22 protein-coding genes and 1 riboswitch are annotated in these 23,856 nt (G+C 41.9%); of the genes, 18 read left to right on the forward strand and 4 right to left on the reverse strand.

The genetic code is table 11. The features are described from left to right. Positions 1-6: 6 nt before the first annotated feature. The 7 genes from SRRS_RS06890 (at position 7) to SRRS_RS06920 (ending at position 10,779) form a co-directional block, all read left to right on the forward strand. Positions 7-957 (forward strand): respiratory nitrate reductase subunit gamma, encoded by a 951-nt coding sequence (locus tag SRRS_RS06890; RefSeq protein WP_371367440.1) that lies wholly within the window; start codon positions 7-9, stop codon positions 955-957. Beyond that, positions 935-2,539, forward strand: a complete 1,605-nt coding sequence (locus SRRS_RS06895; protein ID WP_371367442.1) for a (Fe-S)-binding protein — start codon at positions 935-937, stop codon at positions 2,537-2,539. Before SRRS_RS06890 ends, SRRS_RS06895 begins: the two co-directional genes overlap by 23 nt. A 280-nt stretch (positions 2,540-2,819) precedes the next feature. Next, complete coding sequence (locus SRRS_RS06900) at positions 2,820-4,838, forward strand: methyl-accepting chemotaxis protein (protein ID WP_371367444.1); 2,019 nt, start codon at positions 2,820-2,822, stop codon at positions 4,836-4,838. Between the two features lie 77 nt (positions 4,839-4,915). Next, entirely contained in the window at positions 4,916-5,080 is a 165-nt protein-coding gene (locus SRRS_RS06905) for a hypothetical protein (protein WP_371367446.1), read from the forward strand. A 13-nt stretch (positions 5,081-5,093) separates the two neighbouring features. Continuing rightward, positions 5,094-5,179: riboswitch (cyclic di-GMP riboswitch) on the forward strand. Between the two features lie 124 nt (positions 5,180-5,303). Beyond that, on the forward strand, positions 5,304-7,325 hold the full coding sequence (locus tag SRRS_RS06910) for a methyl-accepting chemotaxis protein (protein ID WP_371367448.1): 2,022 nt from the start codon (positions 5,304-5,306) through the stop codon (positions 7,323-7,325). Between the two features lie 275 nt (positions 7,326-7,600). Beyond that, positions 7,601-8,515, forward strand: a complete 915-nt coding sequence (locus SRRS_RS06915) for a diguanylate cyclase (protein ID WP_371367450.1) — start codon at positions 7,601-7,603, stop codon at positions 8,513-8,515. 263 nt (positions 8,516-8,778) lie between these two features. Beyond that, a complete protein-coding gene (locus SRRS_RS06920) occupies positions 8,779-10,779 on the forward strand; it encodes a molybdopterin-dependent oxidoreductase (protein WP_371367452.1) in 2,001 nt (666 codons plus the stop codon). A 25-nt stretch (positions 10,780-10,804) separates the two neighbouring features. On the opposite strand, the gene mdtI is transcribed toward SRRS_RS06920, so the two are convergent. Together mdtI and SRRS_RS06930 are read right to left on the reverse strand one after the other, a co-directional pair. Then, positions 10,805-11,119 (reverse strand): multidrug/spermidine efflux SMR transporter subunit MdtI, encoded by a 315-nt coding sequence (gene mdtI / locus SRRS_RS06925; RefSeq protein ID WP_371367454.1) that lies wholly within the window; start codon positions 11,117-11,119, stop codon positions 10,805-10,807. A gap of 2 nt (positions 11,120-11,121) precedes the next feature. Continuing rightward, the gene (locus tag SRRS_RS06930) at positions 11,122-11,463 is read right to left on the reverse strand and encodes a multidrug efflux SMR transporter (RefSeq protein WP_371367455.1); all 342 of its coding nucleotides are present in this window, start codon (positions 11,461-11,463) and stop codon (positions 11,122-11,124) included. Positions 11,464-11,795: 332 nt separating this feature from the next. Here SRRS_RS06930 and SRRS_RS06935 point away from each other — a divergent pair, with 332 nt between their 5' ends. Beyond that, positions 11,796-12,524, forward strand: coding sequence for an MBL fold metallo-hydrolase (locus tag SRRS_RS06935; protein ID WP_371367457.1), 729 nt, complete (start codon positions 11,796-11,798; stop codon positions 12,522-12,524). Positions 12,525-12,634: 110 nt separating this feature from the next. On the opposite strand, the gene SRRS_RS06940 is transcribed toward SRRS_RS06935, so the two are convergent. Beyond that, entirely contained in the window at positions 12,635-13,477 is an 843-nt protein-coding gene (locus tag SRRS_RS06940) for a hypothetical protein (RefSeq protein WP_371367459.1), read from the reverse strand. 218 nt (positions 13,478-13,695) lie between these two features. Between SRRS_RS06940 and SRRS_RS06945 the strand changes: the two genes are divergently transcribed. The 3 genes from SRRS_RS06945 to SRRS_RS06955 all read left to right on the forward strand — a co-directional run bounded on the left by SRRS_RS06945 (position 13,696) and on the right by SRRS_RS06955 (position 15,534). Next, complete coding sequence (locus SRRS_RS06945; protein WP_371367461.1) at positions 13,696-13,926, forward strand: YkuS family protein; 231 nt, start codon at positions 13,696-13,698, stop codon at positions 13,924-13,926. Positions 13,927-14,115: 189 nt separating this feature from the next. Next, complete coding sequence (locus SRRS_RS06950) at positions 14,116-14,799, forward strand: pentapeptide repeat-containing protein (RefSeq protein WP_371367462.1); 684 nt, start codon at positions 14,116-14,118, stop codon at positions 14,797-14,799. Positions 14,800-14,973: 174 nt separating this feature from the next. Continuing rightward, on the forward strand, positions 14,974-15,534 hold the full coding sequence (locus SRRS_RS06955) for an acyloxyacyl hydrolase (protein ID WP_371367464.1): 561 nt from the start codon (positions 14,974-14,976) through the stop codon (positions 15,532-15,534). Between the two features lie 175 nt (positions 15,535-15,709). Here SRRS_RS06955 and SRRS_RS06960 read toward each other — a convergent pair whose 3' ends face one another. After that, positions 15,710-16,945: an SGNH/GDSL hydrolase family protein gene (locus SRRS_RS06960; RefSeq protein ID WP_371367466.1), complete on the reverse strand. Its 1,236-nt coding sequence runs from the start codon at positions 16,943-16,945 to the stop codon at positions 15,710-15,712. A 327-nt stretch (positions 16,946-17,272) separates the two neighbouring features. Here SRRS_RS06960 and SRRS_RS06965 point away from each other — a divergent pair, with 327 nt between their 5' ends. Genes SRRS_RS06965 through SRRS_RS06995 form a run of 7 tightly spaced genes read left to right on the forward strand, consistent with a single transcriptional unit; the run spans position 17,273 to position 23,829 of the window. Beyond that, positions 17,273-18,058, forward strand: a complete 786-nt coding sequence (locus tag SRRS_RS06965; RefSeq protein ID WP_371367468.1) for a CoB--CoM heterodisulfide reductase iron-sulfur subunit B family protein — start codon at positions 17,273-17,275, stop codon at positions 18,056-18,058. A 19-nt stretch (positions 18,059-18,077) separates the two neighbouring features. Continuing rightward, the gene (locus SRRS_RS06970; protein WP_371367469.1) at positions 18,078-18,488 is read left to right on the forward strand and encodes a 4Fe-4S dicluster domain-containing protein; all 411 of its coding nucleotides are present in this window, start codon (positions 18,078-18,080) and stop codon (positions 18,486-18,488) included. A 50-nt stretch (positions 18,489-18,538) separates the two neighbouring features. After that, positions 18,539-20,524, forward strand: a complete 1,986-nt coding sequence (locus SRRS_RS06975) for a 4Fe-4S binding protein (RefSeq protein ID WP_371367471.1) — start codon at positions 18,539-18,541, stop codon at positions 20,522-20,524. Further along, positions 20,515-20,979 carry a hydrogenase iron-sulfur subunit gene (locus SRRS_RS06980; protein ID WP_371367473.1) on the forward strand — a complete coding sequence of 155 codons (465 nt, stop codon included), beginning with the start codon at positions 20,515-20,517 and terminating at the stop codon, positions 20,977-20,979. Before SRRS_RS06975 ends, SRRS_RS06980 begins: the two co-directional genes overlap by 10 nt. Then, positions 20,967-21,950 (forward strand): 4Fe-4S dicluster domain-containing protein, encoded by a 984-nt coding sequence (locus SRRS_RS06985; RefSeq protein WP_371367474.1) that lies wholly within the window; start codon positions 20,967-20,969, stop codon positions 21,948-21,950. The genes SRRS_RS06980 and SRRS_RS06985 overlap by 13 nt, the downstream gene beginning before the upstream one ends. Then, positions 21,950-22,984, forward strand: coding sequence for a 4Fe-4S dicluster domain-containing protein (locus SRRS_RS06990; RefSeq protein WP_371367476.1), 1,035 nt, complete (start codon positions 21,950-21,952; stop codon positions 22,982-22,984). Before SRRS_RS06985 ends, SRRS_RS06990 begins: the two co-directional genes overlap by 1 nt. Beyond that, on the forward strand, positions 22,984-23,829 hold the full coding sequence (locus SRRS_RS06995; RefSeq protein WP_371367478.1) for an FAD/NAD(P)-binding protein: 846 nt from the start codon (positions 22,984-22,986) through the stop codon (positions 23,827-23,829). The genes SRRS_RS06990 and SRRS_RS06995 overlap by 1 nt, the downstream gene beginning before the upstream one ends. Positions 23,830-23,856 lie beyond the last annotated feature (27 nt).

Below are 23,856 nucleotides of genomic sequence, written 5' to 3' on the forward strand. Positions count from 1 at the left end.
GTTAACTTGCTAAATTACTTTTTTACTAATGCATTTATTTATATCGCTATGGCCGTATTTTTCGTGGGTACTATCTATAAAGTACGAAGCTATCAACAGATGCCGCGGCATCTGCGCTGGGATCTATATCCTATACCTCATCTGGGGGGCGGAGGATCAAAATATCAATATCTTGATTTTCATAACAAAGTTCCGGTTTTTTGCAAAGTGGAGGAAGGAAAATACCTGGGCCAGGAAATGTTGTTTATCAAAAAGGCTTTTGTTAATAACCGTAGATTGTGGTGGGGGTCTTGGCCGCTTCATGTCGGAATTTATCTAGGGGCCTTCTGGCTGGCACTGCTAGTCGTTGGCGCTGGCATGGAACTTAGCGGCATAGCAGTTGGTACAGCTACGGCTGGACTCGGCTGGCTTATTAGACAGATGACAATTATCGTAGGTGTAATAGGCTTTTGTGGAGGTTTTTTAGGAACAGTAATTCTTATTTGGCTGCGCTATACGGATGACGAGTTGCGTTATATAGCGGATTTCGTGACTTTTATTAATCTTTATTTAATGCTGTTGGTGTTTGGATCTGGTCTTTTTGCCTGGGTTACCATAGATCCTTATTTTGAAGTGATTCGACTGCAGACTAAGGCCTTGCTAACCTTTAGTGGGGCTGGTGTGAGCTCCTGGCCAATTGTTTTGGAGATGGCGGTCTTTGGCATATTTCTTTGTTATTTGCCCTTTAGCAGAATGATGCATTTTGCCGCTAAATATTTCTTTTACCATACTATTATGTGGGATGATGAAGCCATGAAGCCTGGGAGTCAATTAGAACAAGGTGTTAACTCCTATTTGCAATATCAGCTACACTGGGCGGCTAATCATATTTCGTCCGGTAGTTCTTGGGTTGACCAAGCTGTCGGCAACAAGGCGGCAGAAGGAGGGAATCAGGATGAAAAAAAGAATTCGCATTAAGGATTTAGGACTGGATGATGCCGTGTTATGCCCTCTTACTGCAGAAGATTTGCAACCGCTACCAGGATGTGATAGTGAAAACTATAGACCGATTAAAGCGGAAACCAAGGAGAAATATGACTTTTCCCTGGATGGGTTCTCCGCACTCAGTTTGCCTATCCCTAAAACCCCGGAAGAAGAGGCGAACATTGTTAACTCTTTCTTAAAAGGGTTAGAAAAGCTATTTACGAAAGAAAACAATTGGGGATTTTTACAGCCTACGACTTTAAGTACAGAATACTGCATGCAGTGTAATACCTGTAATGATGCGTGTCCCATTTATACGGAAACAGGCCGTCAGGATATTTATCGGCCCAATTACCGCCCGGAGGCTTTACGGAGGATTTATCACCGTTATTTTACGCCGGCCGGCAAGCTGTTGGGAAAATGGTCAGGCGCTGATTTGGAACTTAACTGGCGGGTAGTTTATCATTTAGCGGAACTGGCCTATCGTTGTACGATTTGCCGGCGTTGTGCCTCTGTTTGCCCAATCGGGGTGGATAACGCTCTGCTTACCCGGGAACTGCGCAAACTGTTCAGTCAAGAGATGGGGATTGCCCCGGAGGGTGTACATAAATCAGGGTCGGTAAAACATTTGCAAACAGGCTCTTCCACAGGTATGACACCGGCTGCATTTCGCGATAATATTGAATTCATTGAGGATATAATTGAAGAGAAGACTGGCAGAAGGATTACCATTCCCATTGATAAACCTGGGGCTGATATATTACTGATTCATAATGCCGGTGAGTATATGGCCTGGCCGGAAAATCCGGCTGCCTTTGCGATATTATTTGAAGCAGCGGGGCTGAATTGGACATTGTCCAGTGAAGCTATGGGCTATGAAGGGGTAAATTATGGCGTATGGTATGATGATATACAATTTGCCAGGATTGCGATAGCCCAGATACAGGCAGCCAAACGCTTAGGCGTGAAGAAGATTGTTGTAGGAGAATGCGGCCATGCCACAAAAGCCTTGGTAACCATTGCTGACCGGCTATGTGTCGGCGACTTGGCTATTCCTCGTGAATCTTGTTTGCCGTTGTTGGAATCCTTCGTCACGCAGGGGATTATAAAATTTGATCCCGCTAAGAATAATTTTCCGGTTACTTTGCATGATCCCTGTAACCTTGTTCGGCTCATGGGGATTGTATCACCGCAGCGCAATATTCTGCGGCATATTGTAGCCCCCGGACAATTCAGAGAGATGCCTAACGCTGGCGTGGATAATTACTGCTGTGGCGGTGGTAGTGGCTTTGCGATTACCAACACCCATAATTTTCCTGAATGGCGGAATAGTGTTGCCTGCCGAATAAAAGCCAGGCAGGTATTGGCGGCTTTCCATGATTGCCTTGATCCTTCGATCCCTAAGTATTATTGCGCTCCTTGTTCCAATTGCAAAGGTGCGGCTCGGGACGGACTCATGGAGCATTATGGCTTTAAGGAGAAATATAATATTACTTACAGTGGGTTAGTGGAACTCATGGTCAATGCTATGGTAGATATGCCTAATCCCTTTATTAGTTGGGAAGAGGAGTTTTAAGCTTGCTTGACTAGGGATTTATTGCTGAAGTGAGGCTATTTTTACGGGAAAAATAGCCTCACTTTACTGTATGGGGAAAAATCAAATAGTAACCGCTCCACGACACCCTCGGCAAAGTAGCAGAGACTCAGAATTCAATAAATCCACGAACTGACTTATCGGTGTCACCAGACGTATGTAGAAAAGCTTGTTTTTGAAAGGGTTTATATAATCGGGGAAAGTGTAGTCGGTATATAGAATATTGTTAGAATTGCTGCGGATAATTTATCTGGAGGGGAACATGAAAATTAAAAGTAAGCTGCTATTGGCGATGGCTGGATTGACAGCTGTCACATTGTTGGCAGGTGGGTACTTATTCCTCAGTTCTACTATAAAAAACCTGGAAGACGAGATGATTGTAGCTCACAGGCAGCAAACAGAAGTTATCGCCCGTGGAATAAAGGACAGGCTAGAAGATGAAAAACGAATACTAGAGCAAGTAGCCAATACCGAAATTGTTAGGATGATGAACCCAACCCAGGCCGACAAATATTTGGCGGACATTGTAAAGACCTCAACCAAACAGGATGCTCCAGTATATTCGCATATTCTTATTACGGATATAAATGGTGCTGAGATAGTGCACTCTATGGGGGTACATTCCGTGCCACCAGCTAGTTTGAAAGGCCGGGACTATTACGAAGGGGCTAAGAATGGTAAGTCTTTGATTTGTATGCCTAATATTTCGAAATCGACAGGCCGCAAAGTATTTCCCATGGCTGTGCCGGTTATGGAGGCCGGCCAATATAAAGGCACTCTTGCCGGATTCCTAACAATGGAGTACGTATCAAGTATTTTAGCCGAAAGTAAAATCGGACAAAACGGCTATATTATTATTATGGGCAAAGGGGCCGATGGACAGGAAGGTCGGATTATAGCTTCGCCCGTAAAAGAAGATTTATGGAATAGAATTCTGGTTAAAGATGAAAACCCGCAGTTACGGAGACTGGGTGAACTGATGCAGACCGGCAAGCGAGATAATGTGGAGGTCAAAGTAAATGAGACCAATTACCGTGTATCCATTGTTCCTGTTGGTCTCTATGACTGGTCTATAGCGGTATTCACACCAACATATGAGTTAATTAACCAAGCGAAGCTAAACCATATCCGGTATCTTTTTTATGGTGGGATACTTGTAACCATTTCGATTTTAGTAATCGTTTCCTTACTGATGGCCAATCGAATTGTTCGGCCAATTAATAAATTAACTAATGAATTGCGAGAGCTGTCGGAAAAAGGGGGAGATTTGTCCCGGAAAATTAGGGTTGATAGTTCTGACGAGATCGGTGAGCTTGGAAATTATGTTAATCAATTCTTGGGGAATATTCGTGAAATAGTAAAACGGGTTACAAATACCAGTGAGCAGCTGGCTGCATCTTCCGAAGAACTTACCGCAAGTGCTGAGCAGTCGACCCAAGCCGTAAATCAGGTAGCAAATTCTATCAGTAACGTGGCGGAAGGTACTGAAAAGCAGTTGAAGGCTGTGAATGATACAACAACGGTAGTTGGCCAGATGGCAGCAGGTATTCAGCAAATTGTAGCCAGCATGAACACTGTCGCCGGAACTTCGACTGAGTCAGCTGAAGCTGCGCAGCAAGGCAACAAAATGTTAGAAAAAGCGATCAAACAGATGAAGCATATCGAGAATACGGTAAACCGATCTTCGGAAGTGGTAATTAAGCTAGGTGATCGCTCCAAAGAAATCGGCCAGATTGTTGATGCCATTGACGGAATTGCCGGTCAGACGAATTTACTTGCATTAAATGCCGCTATCGAAGCCGCACGCGCTGGGGAAGCGGGCAGAGGATTCGCGGTAGTAGCCGAGGAAGTGCGCAAATTGGCCGAGCAGTCTCAGGAAGCGGCAAAACAAATAGGTGCTCTTATTAATGAAATACAGCAGAATACAGATAAAGCCGTAGTAGCTATGAAAGAAGGGACAGGGGAAGTAAGGGGTGGAACTGAAGCCGTAATTGGAGCCGGAAAAACCTTTATTGAAGTTTTCGAGGCATTTCATGAAGTTTCGAAGCAGATCAGGGGAATTTCTGCAGCTGCCAAGGATATGCTTAGCGGAAGCGATCAAATTGTAGGCTCAATCCATGAAATTGATAGTATCACTAAAGACACAGCCGGCCAAGCGCAGAATGTTTCAGCCGCTACCCAAGAGCAGTTCGCGCAAATGGAGGAAGTTACCGAATCTAGCAGGGAATTAGCTAAACTAGCTGGAGAATTACAAATGATTGTTGCTAGGTTTAAGTTGTAAAGGGTATTGTAGGAGCAAGACAAAGTAAATCTATTAAAAAGACGGCATCATCGTAAAGGTGGTGCCGTCTTTAACTATTGTTCGCAGAGGAAGTTCGTAAACTGGCTGAGCAGTTACAAGAGGCTGCTAAACATATTGCCAGTCTGATTTCGGAAATTCAGACGGAAACGGATAGCGCTGTCATTATAACTTTATTAATGGAAATAACTTTATTAATTGACGAAATTTGTCATATGGTATAAAATAAAGTAATAAATGGATATTTGGCAAACCATCTGAAAAGTTGGGGCGCAAAGCTATGGGTCTAAGGACAATTGGTCTATGATTGCCAGGTTGCTAGTCAATTGTAAATAGTAGCACCTTGCTTAGGCGGGTGCTCTTTTTATTTTTTGATAGGGTTTGAATAGACATGCTTAGCTTGAAAAACTGAACACGATAACAAGCACAGAACGGAGGAATTAATGCATGAATTTGTCTAAGTGGATTGGAAAAAGTATTCAGGTAAAAGTTACTGCTGTTTTAGTGGTTGGATTATTAATTACGTTAAGCATTTTAGGGCTCTGTAACTTTTATAATGCAAAAGGAATTCTGGTGTCAGATGCCGAGGAGGATATTACCCATCGAGCAGATGCCTATGCAAGGGAAGTTGGCATGTGGATAGCAACTCGCGAAGCTGAGGTTTCGATATTGGCCACTAATCAAAGTGTTGTTAGCGGCAATACCGAAGCGACTCTCGCTTATTTAAGAGAAGAAGTCAAACGTAATCCTATCTATTCACGTTTTTGGATTGTGGATGCCAAAGGGCAAGCTATCCATACAACAGGTGATAGAACGAACATTGCTGACCGCGAATACTTTAAACAGGTTATTTCTACTGGTGAGGTAACAACCACAGATCCTGTTATTTCAAAAGTAGATGGTAATATGGTAGTATCTGTAGTTGCACCAATCCGAAAAAATAACCAGATTGTGGGTGTATTAGGCGGAACGGTTACGGTTGACACACTGACTAAGCGAATAAATGAAATTAAGGTTGCACAAAGTGGTTACGCTTATGTAATCCAGGAAAAAGGATTAACAATCATTCATCCGGATAAGGAACAAGTAATGCAGACAAATGTCCTAACAGATCCGAATGCAAATAATGAGTTGAAAAATATAACGAATAAAATGATAAACGCGGAAAATGGAATTAGTAATTATGAGGAAAGCGGCATTAAGAGATATGTTGCCTATGCTCCTATACCTGGAAATCACTGGAGTTTAGGAATTAATGTGCCGGAAGATGAAATTTTAGTAAAACTAACGCCGTTTACTAGGTCCTCACTTATTACAATAGGATTAATTCTTATTGCCACTTGTGGGTTTGGTATTCTGGTTTCAAAACGTTTGACGAAACCAATTATAAGACTGAATGAAGCTATTAAGAAGATAGCTGAGGGTGACTTAACTTCCAAGGTGGTTGCTACGGGTACGGTCAAGACACGTGGTAGCGAAGACAAAGATGAGTTAGAGACGATGGCGCTGCATTTCGATATTATGGCGGAAAAACTGCGGGGCATGGTTCGACAAATCTCTACTTCGGCAGAGCAAGTTGCAGCATCTTCGGAGGAACTTACGGCAAGTGCGGAACAATCGTCGCTAGCTGTCAATCAGGTAGCCGAATCTATAACGGAAGTGGCCGCAGGAAGTTCTTCTCAGCTTCAAGCAGTAGATGTTACCACTGTTGCTGTTGAAAAAATGTCTGCTAGTATACAACAGGTAGCCTCGCATTCCGGCAATGTTGCTGCAACTGCGGAAAAGACTGCTCTTGCTGCCGAAAGTGGTGGTAAGGCAATAGAAGATACTACCCAACAAATGGCGAATATTGAAAAAACAGTAGTAAGTTCGGCCGAGGTAGTTGCTAAACTCGGCGATCGTTCCAAAGAGATCGGTCAGATTGTTGATACAATCGCCGGCATTGCCGGCCAAACAAATCTCCTGGCGTTAAATGCCGCTATTGAGGCAGCCCGTGCCGGTGAACAGGGGAGAGGGTTTGCGGTAGTAGCCGAAGAAGTTCGTAAGCTTGCCGAGCAGTCTCAGGAAGCGGCAAAACACATCGCATTACTTATTGGTGAAATACAAAATGATACTGAACAGGCAGTTGCGGTGATGTCTGAAGGTACGACAGAAGTTAAGCGCGGTACAGAAGTAGTTCATAAAGCAGGCAAGGCTTTTGGGGAAATATTGAACTTGATTGAACAGGTATCTGAGCAAGTGAATGACATCTCTGCTGCGATTCAGCAGGTGGCAGGCGGCAGTGAGCAAATTGTTTCTTCAATAAAGGAAATCGATAGAATAAGCAGAGAAACAGCAGGATTTACGCAGACGGTTTCGGCCTCCACTGAAGAACAGTCTGCATCGATGGAAGAGATAGCCGCCTCTAGTGAAGCTTTGGCTAAAATGTCTGAAGAGCTCAGATCAGTAATAGCCCAATTCAAAGTATAAGGTTTATGGGTGGTAAAACCTGCTTTTGTTAACACAAATTTGGAAATTGGTTTCAAGATAATAAGTAAAAGGAAGACGATACAGGCAAGCCCTGTTCCTTGGGAACAGGGCTTGCTTTTGTTTTCTCCCCAATAGTTATTATGTAACAAATAACAGTGAGATAACATAATATATCAGAGAGAAAGATGTTTATGAAAAAAGTCTAAAAACAGAGCTCAACTGGAACATATAACGAATTAACATAATTTATTAAATTAAAAAGAGAGGTGAGCGGAATGGAACTTTCTTTTTATAAGATACTGTTAGATTATCTTTATGATGGTGTGTATTTTGTCAATAAGGATAGAAAAATAATCTATTGGAATACAAGCGCCGAAAGTTTAACGGGATATTCCAGTAAAGACGTTGTAGGTTGCTATTGTTATAACAATATACTCAAACATACTAATTGCGAGGGATGCTTACTTTGTCGTGGAGAATTGTGTCCGTTAGCTAAGACGCTAAAAGACGGTTTCCCAAGAGAAGAAGAATTGTATCTTCTGCATAAGAATGGACATCGGATTCCTATTTTAGTTCGAATTTCGCCGGTTCGTAATGAACAGAATGAAATAATTGGAGCTGTGGAGGTATTTAGCGATAATTCTAGAAAGTCACATTTACTAGAACAATTAGCTCAATTTAAGGAACTTTCTTTGATTGATTCTTTGACAGGGTTGGGAAACAAGCGTTGTGTTGACATTGAATTATCAGCTAAAATGAATGAAATGAATAAAGTGGGTAGGCCGTTCTTTGGTGTGCTATTTGCTGATATTGACCATTTTAAGCGTGTTAATGACCAATATGGTCATGACACCGGCGATAAGATTCTTGAGATGGTGGCCAAAACGATTCAAAACAGTGTCGGTAATAGGGGAATTGCTTTTCGTTGGGGAGGGGAGGAGTTTTTTGTAATTGTAAATACTCATGTAAAAGAAGAACTTGTTAAAGTTGCAGAGCGAGTTCGCGCAATGACTGAGCAGTCAGTATTTCACCTGGGACTTGAAGACATTAGAGTTACCATATCGGTTGGGGCTACGCTGGCTGAACTAAACGATACGGATGAAACACTGGTTAAAAGAGCAGATGAACTGTTGTATGTAAGTAAGCGGAACGGTAGGAATAAGGTAACGACATCTTTCTCGAACGAGTAATTTGGCCCGTTTTTGATAAAAAAGAAGTGGCTTAGTGGCATAAAAGAAAGGCCTTTCTTTGGAAGCCATACCTCAAAAAGTAGCAAAACCCGTTTTCATGCCGATAGGCAGGAAGCGGGTTTTGCTACTCTCTGGTAAGAGAAATAAAGGAATAATTAGCTTATTGCTGGATCAAATTCTTATAATAGGATTACATATTTATTGAAAAATGGTAAAATAGTAGAACTAACCTTTATTATAATTGCAATAAGGAGGAATATGGTATGCAAGTTTTGCGCTCTGTTTGTCCGTTCGATTGTCCTGACACATGCGGTTTACTTGTTCATATAGATGATGGCAAAGCTGTTAAAGTCCAGGGGGATACTGAGCATCCGTTTACCAGAGGGACGCTTTGCCCGAAAATGGCTCATTATGAGAGATCTGTTCATTCACCCCAGCGAATCATAACACCATTACTAAGAACAGGTGATAAAGGAAGCGGTAAGTTTACGCCGATTTCCTGGCAGGAAGCCATTGAGTGCATAAAAACAAAATGGAATAAAATTATTGCTGAATATGGTGCAGAAGCAATACTGCCTTACTCGTATGCCGGCACGATGGGGCTTGTTCAGCGCAATGCCGGACACCCTTTTTTCTACAGCTTGGGTGCCTCGCAACTGGACCGTACTATTTGCTCGCCGGCTAAAGGGTATGGCTGGAATGCAGTAATGGGGAAAACAATGGCTCCCCATACTAACGAAATTCATCACAGTGATTTAGTTGTTTTATGGGGCATTCATGCCTTGGCAACCAATATTCATATTATGCATGATATAAATATAGCCAAGAAGCAAGGGGCTAAGGTGTGGCTCATTGATACTTACGAGACGACAACAGCGCAAATTGCTGATCAGCTTATTGTGGTTCGACCGGGTACAGATGGCGCCCTAGCGTTGGGAATGATGCACGTTATAGCACGGGAAAACCTTATTGATGCGGAGTTTATCGAGAAACATGTGCAAGGTTATGAAGAACTGAAGAGCACTATTCTGCCGGAATATTCGCCAGAAAGAGTAAGCGAAATAACTGGTATTTCTTCCAGGGTAATAGAGGATATGGCCAGGCAGTATGCTAATGCCAAAGCACCGTTTATTAGGCTGGGCAGTGGCTTATCCCGTTATAGTAACGGAGCAATGACGGTTCGCACAATTACCTGTTTGCCTGCGCTGGTTGGAGTATGGGGTAAGCCGGGTGGCGGATTGCTCGCCGGCACATCCACAGAAAGTGCCCTGGATACACGTCGGATAACCCGTGAAGACTTCCAAGAGAATACAACACGGATTATCAATATGAACCAATTGGGAGAGGCACTAAATGAACTGAAAGATCCACCTGTAATGAGTTTGTATGTGTATGCTTCCAATCCGGCGGCAGTAGCGCCTGACCAAAATAGGGTGCTGCAAGGCCTGGCAAGAGAAGATATTTTCACCGTTGTTCATGAACGCTATATGAACGATACGGCGAAATATGCCGATGTTATTCTGCCGGCTACTACCTCTCTGGAGCATAGTGATATCTATCGCGCGTATGGTCACTACGGTGTGCAGCGGGCTTACCCGGTAATTCCACCGGTGGGGCAGGCAAAAGCCAACTGGGAGGTATTCTGTCTGCTGGCAAAAGCGATGGGCATAAATAACCCTTTCTTTAACCAGTCGGCTGATGATTTAATTGATAGTATTTTGGCCGAGCCATCAGCTTGGCTGGCAAGCACTCAGCATAAAGTGCTGTTTGACGGGAAGCAGGTGGAATTACCGTTACCCGGCGACTACAAGACCAGGTTCAAAACTTCGTCAGGTAAAATCGAGATTCTTAACCCTACAGAAGATAAACCATTGCCCCAATATAGTAAGCCTCACGGAGATGACGCAGCTTTTTGGCTGGTTAATTCGCCTGATGCGCGGTTATTAAACTCGTCTTTTAACGAAAGAGCCGATCTAACGAAAATAAATAAAATGCTCTTGCAAATGAATCCGAATGACGCTGCAAGAATAGGGTTAGCTGACGGACAGCTTGTTCTTGCCGCCAACGAGCGCGGTGAAGTAACCTTTACATTAAAAGTTACAGCCAAAGTTCCGGAAGGCGTGGTGGTTGCGGAAGGCCTGTGGTGGATTGAACATGCTCCCGGTAATCGCTCGGTTAATGCGCTGACCTCGCAGCGACTTACTGATAAGGGTAAGGGCAGTACTTTTTATGATGTTAAAGTAAATGTAAAAGCTGTGGATTAAATAGCAGAATTAGAGTGAAAGTTAATTAATTAGTGTAATGCAAAAGGCCTACTCCTAAGACCATAAATAGCATTCCAAACCACCCAAGCGACGTCAGCTTTTGTCCAAATAAAAAATAATCGCAGAGCACAGTCAAACAAAGACCAATCGCTCCCCAAAAGGCGTAGGCTACACTTAATTCTATGATCTGAAGTGCCTGGGCTAAACAAGCAAAGGCGGCCATAATGCATAACAGTGAAAAAATACCATGTGGTTTTCGACGGAATCCGTCTGACAATTTTAAAACGATGTTAGCAACTACATCCAATAATATTGCCATAAGCAAGAATATCCAACTCATAATTATTCTCCCTTTTGAGAAGCATTTATCCGTCCGTTGTTGAGCATCACGATGCCAATGATAATTAGGCAGCAAGCTAAAAGCTTCTCATTATATATCCGTTCATTAAAAAATAGATAACCGGATAGTAGCATCATTATTAGCCCCAATCCTTCCCAGATGGCATAGGCTAGACCGAGAGGTATACCTTGAATTGCCTTGGAAAGAAAATAATATGATGATGCTACTAAAGAAAATAACAGTAAATATTCAATCGGTCCAGCATCATCTCCAGCAAATTTAATGCTGATGGTGCCTATGACTTCGGCAGTAATAGAGATGACCAACATAAACCAATAAAACATATCTTCACCTTCTTTGCTACAACACAAATTTTGGTAAATATACCAATGAAAGCTATATTTTTATTGTAGCATGTGGATAAGTATAACCACAAAACTGCCTATTCGTTCTATTCGTGCTTTAAATGTAATAGCCTGATATGCCGCTTAAGTTCCCTTGACTTCCGCTGAGTTCCTCTAACTTCCGCTGATTTCCTGCAGTACTTTAGAAAATTGCGGATTTTACCAAATTATTGAAGAATTTAAAGGAACACTCAGCCTATCAGAATATAATGGGAAACAAAGGGAAACGCTCTTCTCGTATTCACGGAGTTTAAGCAAAAGAGGTGCAGCTATTGAGTAGATTAACGATACTAAAGATAAGTTTCCGATCTGCCGGTGTTGAAAATGTTATTTACCCGGTTATTATATCTGATGGAAACGAATTCATTTTGATCGATTGCGGATATCCTGCATGTTTGCCAATACTTCAGCAAGCTGCGACAGATAATGGTATTGATCTTAGTCAGTTAACTAAGGTAATCATTACTCACCATGATTTTGACCATATGGGAGCATTAGCAGGGCTTAAAAGAACCTATCCCAATAGTAAGGTATTAGCGTCCGCCCAAGAAGAAAGATATATCAGCGGTAAACAAAAATCGTTAAGACTTGAGCAAGCTGAGGCTATATACGATACTCTCCCAGAAGACAGGAAACAGGCGGCAAAGCAATTTCAGCGGGTTTTAGAAGAAGTAGAAACTGCTGAAGTAGATCAAACATTAAACGATGGAGACATTTTCCCTTGGTGCGGCGGAATCGAAATAATTGCAACCCCAGGGCATATGCCGGGCCATATCTCGATCTATCATATCGAAAGTAAAACCTTAATAGCTGGGGATGCGTTGGTGGCGGAGAATGGCGAATTAGCTATAGCAAACCCACAGTATACAATAGATATGATGGGTGCGAAGAAATCTATAAAGAAACTTTTAGATTACGAAATAGATACTCTAATATGTTATCACGGTGGTATAGTAACAAGAGAGATCAAAGCAGCATTACAAAAGATTAGCACAGATTAGCAAGTGGGACGACTTATCATTACGCTGGAAGCGTTTTTCGGTATATGGATAGCCATGGCCAAAAAAAAGGCGGGAACTTAGAGTTCCCGCCTTTTGACATAAAGCTTTTATTAACTTGGGTTGATTGTATAGTTGTTTAAAATTGTACCATTTTCATTTACAAATGTAACATTAATTGGAACGGAGAAGTTTAAAGTTGAACGATCAATTTGTACTAGATCATCTGCTTTTGTTGGGCCCGAAGCAATGTTAGGCTGAGGACTGATGGCTCTTACCGTTACAGTAAGGTCATTACCGGTTTGCTCAACCCTTGAAATACCAATGGCATGGCCTGGGGATACTTTTGTGCCAAGGTGGGCATAAATGATAAATTGGTTTCCGAAATTAACCTTATTAACGGTATTGAGTACATTTTTCGGTATAGGAGTAGATATACCGGTTTGCAGGGGATTCTGCAGGAAAACGCCGAAGGCCATGTCTTGCGGGTAGGTAGCTTCATTCCATGACCACGTATCATAGTTAGAGGTTTGGAAAAGCACTTGTTGGCTGGCGGCAAGAGTTTGTGGTGCAACAGGTTGTGGTGCTACAGGTTGATTATTAAGTGCCGTTGTAACAGTTAAATAATTTTTGTAATTTAAGTTTCTATCGCGATAATTGCGGTCATGATGATCTTTATCTCGATCTCGATCTCGATGCTCCCGATGCGCGGAAAGATCTGTTGGAGTTGGCGTTGGAGTTGGCGTTGGAGTTGGATCCCCGGTTATTGTTGGATTTGCAGTAGTAGTGGTTGTAGTTGAAGTCGGAACGGCAGTTGTGTTGGGATCAGGTGATGCATGGGCAACGGCAGGCGAAATTGCTGGTAACATTGCTGAAGACATTATCGCGGCTCCAGCAACTGCTGCTGCAAGACGCTTATATTTTCTTTTGATCTTACGCCGAGATTTATGCATCATTAACTTCCCTCCTTTTTATAATAATAGTTTTCCTTTTATTAATTTTCAGATGCTAAGTATATTTTGGCACCACAAGACAAAGAAAATATAAAAAGGCTTGACTTAAATTGGTGGGTCCCTTTCCCGTTAGTTTATTTTTTCTTTTCCTGGCAATAATAAAGTGAGACTTGATTATGATGGAGTGTAACTCCATCTGAAAATTTGAAAGGGGTATGGATATGAAAAAAGTTGCTGTTGAAGATAACCTGTCTGAGATTGCAGGTGCTCTAAAAGAACATGGATATACTATTGTAAGCCCTAAAAGTAAGGAAAGTGTTGTAGCCACCATTGTAACGGGAATGGACAACAATCTCATGAATATACAAAACACTACTACTAAATCCCCGGTAATTGATGTGACAGGGATGACTCCTAAACAAGTTCTCTCGCGTATTGAAGCACTTTCGTAGGTGAAGTGTAAGGGAATATTTTATTGCAAATTAATCGAATAAGAATTAAAACCGAGACTCCTGCCTGATTTGTATGAATCTGGCAGGAGTCTCGGTTTTGCTGGCAAATATTTTAAATAGGAATAGGAATAGGATTTACCATTGTCTTGGCTGTTCCTTATAGTGCATTCTTTAAAAGAACGAGTTATAATGACAGATGAATGGGAGGTTAGTCAGATTAAGAAGCTGCAAACACACATGAAGATTGTATCACCAGATATTCCACAAGAATTAGCCGAACTTACATTTCCTGATAGAATGATCTGTAATGAAGACTATTTCAAATTGGGAATTGTCAATAATTGCATAATTGAAAATCAAACGGCGGATCATGTATTTTTTGACAAGGTCATATTTAAGAATGTAATTTTCAAAGAAATTGATTTCAGCAGAATAGAATTGACCAATGTGGTTTTTCAGAATTGTGATTTGTCAAATGTAAACTTTGATGAAGGCATTGTGCATCAAGTTGAACTGAATAACTGTAAAATTTTAGGCATAAATTTATTGGGGGCAACATTGCGCAATGTGTTATTTGATAATTGCTGTGGGGATTATGCTACTTTTCGTAATGTAAATTGCAAACAGGTGAAATTTCATTACAGTTCGTTAGCTAAGGCCGATTTTTACAAATCAACACTACGCGATGTGTATTTTTCTCATTCAAGTTTAGATCAAATGCAGCTATCTGGTACTAAACTGACAGGCATTGATTTAAGTAGCTGTGAGTTTAGTCAGCTTGGTGTTAACATAGAAGATGTAAAGGGGTGTATCGTTTCACCACAGCAAGCAGTTGGTTTTTCAAAACTATTTGGCCTGATTGTCAATGAATAACCGGTAAGACCACCCAAAAAATATTGTTACTATTTGATAATTTAGAAGGGAAAATATTTGAGGATATAGAATAGTTACCCTGTTTTGCTAAAAGAAGAAAACTTTGTTATTTTTGTATAGTGACAACTGCAAGGTTAATAATATCGAGAAAATTATTCGAGGAAGTGTTGTGTTGTGCGTAGATTATTTTGGTTAGTAATTATAATCAATTTTTTGCTGATTGTCATGCCGGGGAATTCATACTGCTATGCAGCCGATTCTAAGCTCGAAATGGAATGGGATTACCTAACTCCACACAAAAAAAATCGTGATATTGATACGGTATCGCTACATATACTTAATAAAATTTCTGAGACAAAAAATAAGACTATATATAGAGGTATTACAATCACCCGGTCACACGGAGAGATAGACTATGAACACCGGATTCTGGACAGTGAAGGAGTCGGTGTTGGACCTATTTATATGATTCGCAATGAAAGAGCCCGCTCTGGCAAGCTGTCAACGGCATTAGAGATGAGCGGCGGATTTATCGTATATGACAAAGTATTTCCAGCCGGAGGCCGGCGTTATAATTTTATGTGGCGGGTTGGGCCTCGATTCACTTATAAATTCAACGAAAACACTTCAGTTAATGTCGGATATATGCTAATGCATGTTTCCAATGGCTTTAGTAGTCATAATCCCGGATATGATGCCCGTGGAGTTTCCTTAGGCTTTGTGACAAAATTTTAAATCGAAGAAGTTGTAAGTAAATGATTCTGTCAGCACCATAGTTATGAGATAACCGAATCTCGAGGGAATTTCGTTGCCAATAAAAAAATAAAGTAATAAAAACAGAAAAAACCGCTAATTGTCATCAATTAACGGTTTTTTTACACTTATGAATGGATGATTACGATTAAAAAAATTATAAACTATGCTCCTTGATATAATCTGATACTTTGCGTCCAATAATTTTCTTCCCTGATATATCTAAATGTAGGCCGTCCTGCGCGTATTTCACAGGCAAAAGTCCTTGTTTATCAACCAGCGATGGGTATATATCGATATAATCAGGTTGCTTTTTTATGTACGCATTTACGATAGCCAATTCAGTCTTCCAATTAGGAGCCGTTGCTTGGCTAAAAACGCGTTGAATTCGTTCAGGGTTTACTGGCGGAAGGGTCAAAAAAATGGGCCTGATATTATTATTCCGGCACTTTCGACTAATAGCGGATAATGATTTTATAACATCTTTTGCACTTGTTCCGCCCCGAATGCTGTTACTGCCTCCCATAATAAGCAGGTATTTAGGTTTAAACGGCAGTACTTCTTGGTCAAAGCGTTTTTCTAATGCTTCCGCGGTATCGCCGCTTTTTCCTAGATTTTTTACTTCGTATGGCAAATAGGTTGAGTAGTCAAAACGAGCATCTGAAGGAGGATTGGAAATTGCCCCTCCGCCATGGGTAATACTGTCGCCGAAGGTCGCCCAGTCATAACCGTCAGTTCTGACTTGCAATAAAACAGGTTCTGAATACAGTCCGATTGGTCGATTGTCTTTATCATAGGCAAGAACGCGCCAATAGTAAATTCCCTCATTGATTAGAGGTTCCGGATCATAAAAATCAAATCCCTGCCCGGTGGAATAGGAGCGTATTCTATAGTTTGAAGGTTGTATTCCATTTGGCGATTCCGGCCAGTGGTTAGTGACCTTAATTTCATATCTGGCAGCGCCTTCTACCGGAATCCAAGAGTATACAGGGTATAAGGGTACCGGGCGGTTATTATAGAGGGCCGTAGGTATTGGTTTAATCGGATTTAGGTTCATCTCACTGAGAACGGTTGCCTTGGAAAAAGGGCCTAACGGATTTTTATCTAAATCTAACGGCCGGACCCGGAAATAGAGCTGTTTGAGATCTTGTCCCGCAAATAAAGAAAGCGGTAATTGTACACCAGGCGTATAAATGCTGGTGGTTGTGTACACTACTTGTTCTTGCGTTGCCTTGACATCCTTATTTATTGCGACTGTAGCAATTTCTAACTCATACATTACCGCATCTTCCGCATTGGGCCATAAACATTCAATTTTCTCCGTCTGTGCCTGGGCAAAAACCGTTAGAGCGATTAAAATAGCCGCAATAACAGTTATTTTTTTAAAATGCAAATAGTTCGCCTCCAAAATATATGTGCAAATCGTTTTCAAAATAAATTCTATGAAGCAGCTTCATTTTCCTGTCCAACCCAGTCTCCTGTTTTCTCCTGAATTTAATTGGCTCAGCGGAATTGTTTCCCGTGAGTTACTTTCAAAGTTTTGGTGCATATCTCTGTTTTGCTACCTAACCGGCAGGTTTTTATTGAAAGATGTCGAAACCATACTTATCTATTAAAAAGGCAAATAAGTTGTATGTAAATAATTTAAAATTATTCAATTTAAAAATTGAGAGGAGGGTAATTCTGTGTTTGTTACTATAACAAGCATAGAGGAAGCAAAATGAAGTATAGTTATTATCCGGGATGTACTTTGAAGACAAAAGCACAGCAACTAGAAAAATTTGCACTGGATTCTGCAAAAGTACTGGGAATTGAACTTCAGGAGCAAAATGAATGGCAGTGTTGTGGGGCAGTGTATCCACTCGCCACCGATGAGATAGCCACTAAATTGCCTGCTGTAAGAAGTTTGGCTGCCGCACATGCCAAAGGAGAAAAACTTGTTACTCTATGTTCAGCATGTCATCATGTCCTCAAAAGGGTAAATGATGATATGAAGACAAATGAGAATGTTAGAAAAAAAGTCAATAACTATTTGGAGCTGCCTTTTTTTTATAGCGGAGAAAGTGAAGTACTTAACTTTCTAGAAGTACTCCGAGATGAAATTGGCTTTGACAAGTTGGCTGAAAAAGTAAAAAATCCGCTTACTGGACGCAAAATTGGAGCTTATTATGGCTGTTTGCTGCTTCGTCCCAGCACAGTAATGAATTTTGATGATCCAGAAAACCCTTCAATTATTGAAGATTTTATCAAAGCTCTTGGCGGTACTCCGGTAAAATATCCCTATCGGACAGAGTGCTGCGGTGGGTATCTTGCTGTAGATAAAAAAGAGATTGCACAGGAAATGACTGCAAATATTATTCAATCAGCTGCAAAATATGAGGTGGAAGAATTGGTTACAGCCTGCCCGCTTTGTAAATATAATTTAGAGGAAAACGGGCGCGGGGTTAAAAAACTATCAGTAACTTACTTTACTGAGCTATTGGCAGAAGCTTTGGGCATTAAGTAGGAGAGGAGGAGCGCTTACTATGATAAGAGAAAAAATGGTTCCCGATACTAAAAAGAGCGAGTTAGAGCAAATTGCTGAAATCAGTTCTCAGTATGTCAAAGATTGTATACAATGTACAAAATGCACAGCGGGATGTCCGGCCAGTGCCAGTATGGATATCTTGCCGCATCAAGTTATACGCTTTCTGCAACTAGGGCAATTGGACAAGGTTCTGGAGAGTAAAACCATCTGGAATTGTGCCTCCTGTTTTACCTGCGCTGCTCGCTGTCCTAAGAATGTGGATCTGGCAAAACTCATTGAGGCGGTAAGGCTTACCATAATAAGACGTGCCGGCAACAACAGGTTAAAAACGGACGACGTGCCAGGCAAAATAGATGATAATATGCCGCAACAGGCAATTGTCAGTGCCTTCCGTAAATACAATAAATAATTTATACGCTTACGTGCTTAAGCCAACAAAGCGTTGAAGGAGGAATAGGCTTGCGGAGAATTGGAGTTTTTGTTTGCTGGTGTGGAAGCAATATCGCAGGCACCGTAAATGTAGATCAAGTCGTAGCAGCAGCGGCAGAAATGCCTGGGGTTGTATATGCTAAAGACAATCAATATATGTGCTCGGAACTTGGCCAGAATCTGGTAAAAAATGCAATAAAAGAACAAAATCTTGATCGAGTGGTAATCGCGTCCTGTTCGCCGAGGATGCATGAGGCCACCTTCCGTAAAGCTGCCAAAGCAGCCGGACTAAACCCCTATCTAGTTGAGATCGCTAATATTAGGGAACATTGCTCCTGGGTACATAAAAACAAAGAGGAAGGAACCCCAAAAGCCATTGCGCTTGTCAGAGCCGCTATCGCCAAAGCAACCTTAAATACTGAGCTTATACCTGGTGAAATCGGCGTTGAGTCAAGAGCGTTGGTTATTGGCGGCGGCATTGCCGGGATTCAGACAGCGATTGATATTGCCGATGCCGGATATCAAGTGGATATTATCGAGAAAACCCCGAGTATTGGCGGCAAAATGGCGCAAATAGACAAAACTTTTCCTACGTTGGACTGTTCTGCGTGCATTTTGACGCCAAAGATGGTAGACGCTTCTTCGCATCCCAATATTAATCTTTATACGTACAGTGAAGTTGAAAAAGTTAGCGGCTATGTTGGTAACTTTGAAGTTACTATTAAACAAAAAGCCCGCAGTGTGAATATGGACAAATGCAGTGGCTGTGGAATCTGCGCTGAAAAATGTCCTTCCCGTAAAACCAAAAGCGAATTTGACGAAGGGCTTAGAAACAGAGGCGCTATTTATACACCATTTCCGCAGGCAGTTCCCAATGTGCCGGTTATTGACCGGGACGAGTGTATTAAGTTTAAAACCGGTAAATGCGGAGTATGTGAAAAACTCTGTTCGGCCGGAGCAATAGAGTTTGATCAGCAGGATGCCAACATAACTAAGAAATACGGAGCCATTGTTGTAGCCACTGGTTTTGATATTATCAGTTTAGATCAATTTGGCGAGTATCAATATACTGACCATCCGGATGTCATTACTTCGATGGAATTTGAGCGTTTAACCAATGCTGCAGGTCCTACCGCCGGTAAGTTTGTCCGTCCGTCAGATCACAAAAAGCCGAAAAAGGTAGTATTTGTTCAGTGTGTTGGTTCACGGGACAAATCAAACCGCGGTAAAACCTACTGCTCAAAAATCTGCTGTATGTATACGGCAAAACATGCCATGCTGATCCGGGATAAGTATCCTGATATCGAAACCTATGTATTTTATATCGATGTTCGTACTCCGGGTAAGAACTTTGATGAGTTCTACCGCAGAGCGGTAGAGGAATACGGAGTAAATTATATTAGAGGCATGGTTGGCAAAATATTCCCCGACGGTGACAAGCTCATAGTACATGGCGCCGATTCCCTGTCGGGAGAATTAATTAAAATTGACGCCGACTTGGTTGTACTGGCTGCGGCCACTAAGGCCAAGGATGATGCCGAAACCCTGGGCAGAAAACTAAGCGTTAGCACTGATACTAATAATTTCTTCACCGAAGCTCACCCCAAACTGCGCCCAGTGGAAACTCATTCGGCCGGTATTTATCTGGCCGGTGCTTGCCAGGGTCCCAAAGATATACCGGAAACAGTTGCGCAGGCCAGTGCGGCAGCGGCCAAAGTCATTGGTCTGTTAAGCAAGAGCAAACTGGTTAACAATCCCTGCGTCTCCGGCGTAAATGAAGCAGTCTGCAGCGGTTGTTTGGAATGTACAAAAATGTGCCCGTATGAGGCCATTTCCGCCAAAACTATCGAAATTAATGATCACGGAAAAGTTAGCAAGAGAGTAGTTGCCAGTGTAAATGAAGCCCTTTGTCAGGGCTGTGGGGGATGTACAGTTACTTGCCGCCCGGGTGCTATTGACCTCAAAGGATTTACAAACAGACAGATACTAGCGGAGGTAGATGCCATATGTCAATAGAAGCTAAAGGCGCTGCAGTGAATGATACCAATGCGTTTGAGCCTTTAATTGTTGCCTTTTGCTGTAACTGGTGCAGCTATGCAGGCGCAGATCTGGCTGGGACAAGCAGATTAAATTATCCTGCTAATGTTCGTATCATCAAGGTACCCTGCTCCTGCCGCGTTAATCCAAACTTTGTTTTGCGTGCTTTTCAACGAGGCGCTGACGGGGTCGTTATCGCCGGTTGTCATCCTGGTGACTGTCATTATTCAACCGGTAACTATTACACCAGACGCCGTTTTACTATATTTACAAACTTGCTTGACTATATGGGAATCGAAAAAGACCGGTTTAAGGTTGATTGGATTTCTGCGGCTGAAGGAAATAAATTTGCAAGTGTTATGAATGATGTGTTAGCAAAGGTCCATAAGCTTGGTCCAAACAGAAAGCTGAGGGATGCAAGATGGAAAAGATAACTGAGAAAATACGGGAAACCGCGAAGCGGGCCTTGGCCAATAAAGAGGTCGATGTAATTCTTGGCTGGGAAAAGGGCGAGTTCTGGTATGATGCCTATCCTGTATTTATTACCGGCGAACAAGAGGCTGAAGCTTTAGTCTGGAATACTTTTTGCGTACACAATCTGAGTAAATATTTGATAACGGAGCTTAAGAAGCCACAAAAAATCGGTGTGTTTTTAAAAGGCTGTGATGCGCTTGCTTTCAACCAGCTAATTAAAGATAACAGGATAGAAGCCGACCGGGTTGTAGTGTATGGCGTACCCTGTGCGGGCATGATTGATCCCGAAAAAGTAAAAAAAGCCGGCTTATATAAAGGGCTTTTAGAAATAAAACGCAGTGGCGATGAAATTACCTTTGTAACCAAAAATGGCGAGCAGAAAGTGACAGGCAGACAATTCGATTATGATAAATGTCTGCAGTGTAATTATCCTACTCCTGTAGTTTATCAGGAACTGATGGGAGAGGCCGTTGCAAGAGCAGTAAATGCAGCTGACAGATTCAAAGAAGTTGCCGAGATGGAAGCAATGTCGCCGGATGAGCGGTACGATTATTGGGCTGACCAATTTTCAAAATGTTTACGGTGTAATGCCTGCCGTAATATCTGTCCGGCCTGCAGCTGTGAGAAATGTGTTTTTGATAATCAAGCCTTAGGTGTAGCCGGTAAAGCCAAGGTAGACAGCGAAGACCAGTTTTTCCATATCGTAAGAGCCTATCATGTAGCTGGACGGTGCGTGGATTGCGGTGAGTGCAGTAGAGTGTGTCCAGCCGGTATTCCTATTCATAAAATCAACCGCAAAATCATTAAAGACATTAACGAATTATATGGTGACTATGATGCCGGGGCAGATAATTCACAAGCAACCCCTCTGATTAGCTATAAGCTAGAAGATGTTGATCCTTTTGAAACCAGTAAAAAGGGGGGTAAATAATGAAAAAAATAGCCAAAAGTAATTTTGGACAGCTGTGGCGGCTTATTGACCAAAACTATGAATTATTTGCACCTATTGAAAAAGAAGGCAAGGTTGACTTTGGTTTATGGCAGGACGGAGAGCAAGTTAATTTAGAGCTCACTAAAACTAAGGTTTCGCCGAAAGGATTTATTTTTCCGCAAAGTGAAACCTACCTGAAGTTTAAGACTCAAGGCAAGAAGTTGAGTATGGAAGTGGTAAGCGGCAAAACAGATGAGTATGTATTATTCGGTGTAAGACCTTGTGATGCAGTAAGCTTTACTCTTTTAGATAATGTTTTTCTGAAAGAGCCTGTGGACAAATTCTATCAAGAGCGCAGAAATAAAGGCATTATTGTTTCACTGGCTTGTAATAATCCGGAAGAAACCTGTTTTTGCAGTTCATTCGGCATAGAAACTCATGTACCGCAAAAAGGCGCAGACATTGCTGCCTGGGATATGGGAGAGACAATACTTTGGCAGCCCCAAACCGAAAAAGGACAGATGCTTACAGACAAACTTGCCGATATTCTTGAAATTGCTACTGAGCAGGATCAAGCAGGACTTAAGAAATTGCAAGAAAGCATTCAAGACAAAGTAAAAGAACTGCCATTAGCTTCGGTTGATCCTAAAAAAATGGCCGGAGATCTTAAAGAGCTATTTGACGCGGAAAGCTGGGAAGAACTTAGCAAACGTTGTCTCGGCTGCGGCTCCTGTACTTATGTATGCCCTACTTGCCATTGCTACGATATTCAGGATTTTGACGGCGGAAAGTGCGGAGAAAGGTTCCGTTGCTGGGATTCCTGTATGTTTTCGGACTTTACCCTTATGGCGCATGGCAACCCCAGAACTACCCAAAAAGAAAGATTCCGTCAGAGATTTATGCACAAGCTTGTCTACTATCCGAATAACAATGAGGGTGCTTTTGCCTGTGTAGGCTGTGGAAGATGTATCGAAAGATGTCCGGTCAATATGGATATCGTCAAAGTGATTAATAGAATAGGTGGTAAACGATAATGAGCTGCAATTGTCATAATCATGTAGATCCATTAATACCACAGATTGGCGTAATAGACGATATTAGGGTTGATACCCATGATGTTACTACGTTTAGAGTTATTGCACCTGGCGGGGGAAAACACTTCGAGTCTATGCCGGGCCAGTGTGCCATGCTTTCGGTTCCGCCAATCGGCGAGGCACTTTTTTCCATCACTTCTTCACCGACTGAAAAAAACTTTATGGAATTTAGTATCAAACGCTGCGGCAAAGTAACTGAGTATTTGCATGGCCTGGAAGTGGGCACCGAAATTGGTATCAGAGGACCATACGGAAATTATTTTCCTGTAGAAACAGAACTTAAAGGCAAAGACCTTCTCTTCATTGCCGGTGGTATTGGTCTGGCGCCGCTCCGTTCAGTTATCAACTATGTAATGGATAACCGTGATAACTATGGAAAAGTTGATATTGTATATGGCGCACGTACTCCCGGTGATCTTGTACACACCAAAGAGCTTTTCGAAAATTGGCCGGCATGTGCTAATACCACTGTCCATTTGACGGTAGACAGGGAAGCCGAAGGCTGGGATGGGCATGTAGGGTTTGTTCCTAATTATGTAAAAGAACTTAATTTTAATACCAATAAAGTGGCATTAGTATGCGGGCCGCCCATCATGATTAAATTCGTACTGCAAGGCTTAGAAGAACTGGGCTTCAAAAAGGAGCAGGTCTATACTACGCTCGAATTAAAGATGAAATGCGGCGTAGGCAAATGCGGCCGCTGCAATATCGGTGATAAATATGTATGTAAGGATGGCCCGGTATTTAGATGTGATGAAATTCAGCAGCTGCCTGATGAATATTAATTTGCGCTGGTCGCGTACGAAAGATAA

Origin of the sequence: Sporomusa rhizae (assembly GCF_041428845.1) — a bacterium.
In the GTDB taxonomy this organism is placed as follows: domain Bacteria; phylum Bacillota; class Negativicutes; order Sporomusales; family Sporomusaceae; genus Sporomusa; species Sporomusa rhizae.